Annotated in this window: 4 protein-coding genes; 2 read left to right on the forward strand and 2 right to left on the reverse strand. The window is 64.8% G+C overall.

Going from position 1 to position 3,275, the window contains the following annotated elements; genetic code table 11:
* Both EN906_RS28165 and EN906_RS28170 read right to left on the reverse strand, forming a co-directional pair.
* A partial coding sequence (locus tag EN906_RS28165) for a MaoC family dehydratase (protein WP_206529186.1) occupies nucleotides 1–383 on the reverse strand: 383 nt, incomplete at its 3' end.
* Between the two features lie 39 nt (nucleotides 384–422).
* Nucleotides 423–1,238, reverse strand: a complete 816-nt coding sequence (locus EN906_RS28170) for an SDR family oxidoreductase (protein WP_127268960.1) — start codon at nucleotides 1,236–1,238, stop codon at nucleotides 423–425.
* A 115-nt stretch (nucleotides 1,239–1,353) separates the two neighbouring features.
* On the opposite strand from EN906_RS28170, the gene EN906_RS28175 reads away from it, so the two are divergent.
* Both EN906_RS28175 and EN906_RS28180 read left to right on the forward strand, forming a co-directional pair.
* Entirely contained in the window at nucleotides 1,354–2,595 is a 1,242-nt protein-coding gene (locus EN906_RS28175) for an acyl-CoA dehydrogenase family protein (protein ID WP_127268959.1), read from the forward strand.
* Nucleotides 2,596–2,647: 52 nt separating this feature from the next.
* On the forward strand, nucleotides 2,648–3,275 hold a 628-nt coding region (locus tag EN906_RS28180; RefSeq protein WP_164777412.1), incomplete at its 3' end, for an alcohol dehydrogenase catalytic domain-containing protein.

The raw sequence follows: 3,275 nt of genomic DNA on the forward strand, positions 1-3,275 counted from the left end.
GTCTGCACCCAGCCCGACGGCCGAACCTTGACATCGGCCAGCACGAAACGCGTGCGGATGCGCGCGCCGGTCTTCACCGGCGCCAGGAAGCGCAGCGAATCGAAGCCGTGGTTGACGCCCATCTTGCCGTTTTCCAGCGGCGGCATGGTCTCGAAGGTCATCGCCGACAACAGCGACAGCGACAGGAAGCCGTGCGCGATGGTGCCGCCGAACGGCGTTTCGCGCATGGCCCGCTCCGGATCACAGTGGATGAACTGGTGGTCGTCGGTGGCGTCGGCGAACTGGTCGATCATGCGTTGCGTGACAGCCCGCCATGGCGACACGCCAACCTCCTTGCCGACACTGGCCAGAAGCACATCGAGACTGATCGGTTCCACGCTCATGTCCTCCAGTTCACCCCCGGCTTCTGTGGCCGGAAAATGTCATTCCTTGAACAAGGTCAGCCCATGCTGCACCGACTGTCCGCCGTCTATCGGCAGGATGGCGCCGGTGACATAGCTGCCTGCACGGCTGCACAAATAGAGCGTTGCGCCGGCAATGTCATCCGGCGCGCCGATACGGCCGATCGGAACATGGCTGCCGACGTGCCTGGCCTGCTCATCCGTACTGGTGGCGAATGCCGTCATCCGGCTCTGGAAGGGGCCGGGAGCGAAGGCATTGACGGTGATGCGGCGGCCAGCGAACTCGAGCGCAAGGGTGCGGGTCAGATGATGCACGGCTGCCTTGGACGCGGTGTAGGAATAGGCGTCGTCGGCCAGCGGCTGCGTGCCCATCACCGAACCGAGATTGATCACCCTGGCCGGATCGGCGTCCCTGGCGGCGGCATCGAGCAGCGGCAGCAATTCGCGGGTTAGATGGAAGATCGCGGTGACGTTGACGCCAAACACCTTGGCCCATGCCGAATAGGGGAAGCTTTCCAGCGGCGCGCCCCAGGAGACGCCGGCATTGTTGACCAGAATATGCAATTTCCCGGTCCGGGCTTTGACCTCGGCGACGAGTGCGGCAATGCCGGTTTCGCTGGAGACATCGCCGGCGAAGCCTTCGGCCCGGCCGGATGCGCCAAGCTCGTTCAACTCTTCGGCGACCTTGATGCAATCCTCGCCCTTGCGCGACGCGATCATCACGCTGGCGCCGGCCCTGACCAGCCCGGTCGCCGCCATGCGGCCGATGCCGGTCGCGGCACCCGTCACCAGCGCTGTCTTGCCGGCCACCGAAAACAGCTCGTCCAGATAGCTCATCACAATCCTCCGCGCTCGGCATGCGGGCAAACAGTTCGCGTTGACAAGGCTATCCGAAGTACGGTCATCCTTGCCACTGACAAAATGCCTGGCATGCATGAAGGGTTAGCGACCGATGACGGAGATGAATCTCGGCATGACCGAGCGGCTGAAGCCGATCCACGCGCGCGTCGCGGCCATGGTGCGCGACGAGATCATGCCGCTCGACCATGAATTCCTCAGCGAAGTGGGCAAGACAGGCAACCGCTGGGTCTACAGTGCGCGCCAGAGCGAGATCCTCGAAGGGCTGAAAAAGACCGCACGAGAGCGCGGCCTGTGGAACTTCTGGCTGACCGGCTCGGAACGCGGCTACGGCCTTTCCACCGTCGAATATGCCTATCTGGCCGAAGAGATGGGCAAGGCGCATCTCGGCGCCGAGACCTTCAACTGCTCGGCGCCCGACACCGGCAACATGGAGGTGCTGGAGCGGTACGGCTCGGCCGACCTCAAGAAAGCATGGCTCGAGCCACTGCTCGACGGCAAGATCCGCTCGGCCTATCTGATGACCGAGCCGGATGTCGCTTCGTCCGATGCCACCAACATTGCCATGCGCTGCGAACGTCAGGGCGACGACTATGTGCTCAACGGCGAGAAATGGTGGGCTTCGGGCGCAGGCGATCCGCGCTGCGCCATCTACATCGTCATGGTCAGGACCGGCGGCGATGACGAGCCGCAGCACCGCCGTCATTCGATGATCCTGGTGCCATCGGACACAAAAGGCGTGACCAAGGTGCGGGCAATGCAGGTTTATGGCGATGACGACGCGCCGCACGGCCACATGCATCTTCGCTTCGACAATGTGCGGGTACCGGCGTCGAACCTGATCCTCGGCGAAGGCAGGGGGTTCGAGATCGCGCAAGGGCGGCTCGGCCCCGGCCGCATCCATCACTGCATGCGCGCCATCGGACAGGCCGAGATGGCGCTCGAGATGCTGTGCCAGCGTTCCTTGCGCCGCGAGGCCTTCAGCCAGAAGCTGGCAAAGCTCGGCGCCAATTTCGACATCATCGCCGAATGCCGCATGGAGATCGAAATGGCCCGGCTGCTCTGCCTCAAGGCGGCGTGGATGATCGACCAGGGCGACGCCCGCGCCGCGGCCCCCTGGATCAGCCAGATCAAGGTGGTGGCACCCCGCGTCGCGCTCAAGGTCACCGACGAGGCCGTGCAGATGTTCGGCGCGCAAGGCATCAGCCAGGACACGCCGCTGGCGCGGTCGTGGACGCATCTGCGGACCTTGCGCCTTGCCGACGGGCCGGACGCCGTGCATCGCCGTCAGGTGGCGCGCACCGAGCTGAAGAAATACACGCAGGAAAAGGTCTGAGCGCCGGCATCGTCATCCGGCGATGCCGACAGCCCAAGCACGGAGTGTTCCAATGGCCGTCCCCTCCGAAATGAAGGCGCTGCTGCTGGTCGGCGACGGCTACACCAGGACGCCGAGCGGCAGTGTGCTGGAGGCGATGGAGCCGTATCTCGAGCCGGGCAACATCGCGGTGCCGACACCCGGACCGACGCAGGTGTTGATCAAGGTCAACCTCGCCTCGATCAACCCCTCCGACATCGCCTTCGTCAAGGGCCAGTACGGCCAGCCGCGCGCCAAGGGACAGCCGGCGGGCTTCGAGGGCGTCGGCATTGTCGTCGCCAGCGGGGACGAACCCTATCCAAAAGGCCTGATCGGCAAGCGTGTCGCTTTTGCCACGGGCGTCACCAATTGGGGCTCTTGGGCCGACTATGCCGTAGCCGAGGCCGATGTTTGCATCCCGCTGCTCGACACCGTTCGCGACGAGGATGGCGCGGCGATGATCGTCAACCCGCTCACCGCGCTCGCCATGTTCGACGTCGTCAAGAAGGAAGGCGGAAAGGCCTTTATGATGACCGCCGGCGCCAGCCAGCTCTGCAAGCTGATCATTGGCCTGGCCAACGGAGAGGGCTTCCGGCCGATCGTCACCGTGCGCCGCGACGACCAGATCGCGGCGCTGAAAGCGCTCGGCGCGGCGCACGTCC

This window comes from Mesorhizobium sp. M7A.F.Ca.CA.004.06.1.1 (assembly GCF_003999135.1).
In the GTDB taxonomy this organism is placed as follows: Bacteria; Pseudomonadota; Alphaproteobacteria; order Rhizobiales; family Rhizobiaceae; genus Mesorhizobium.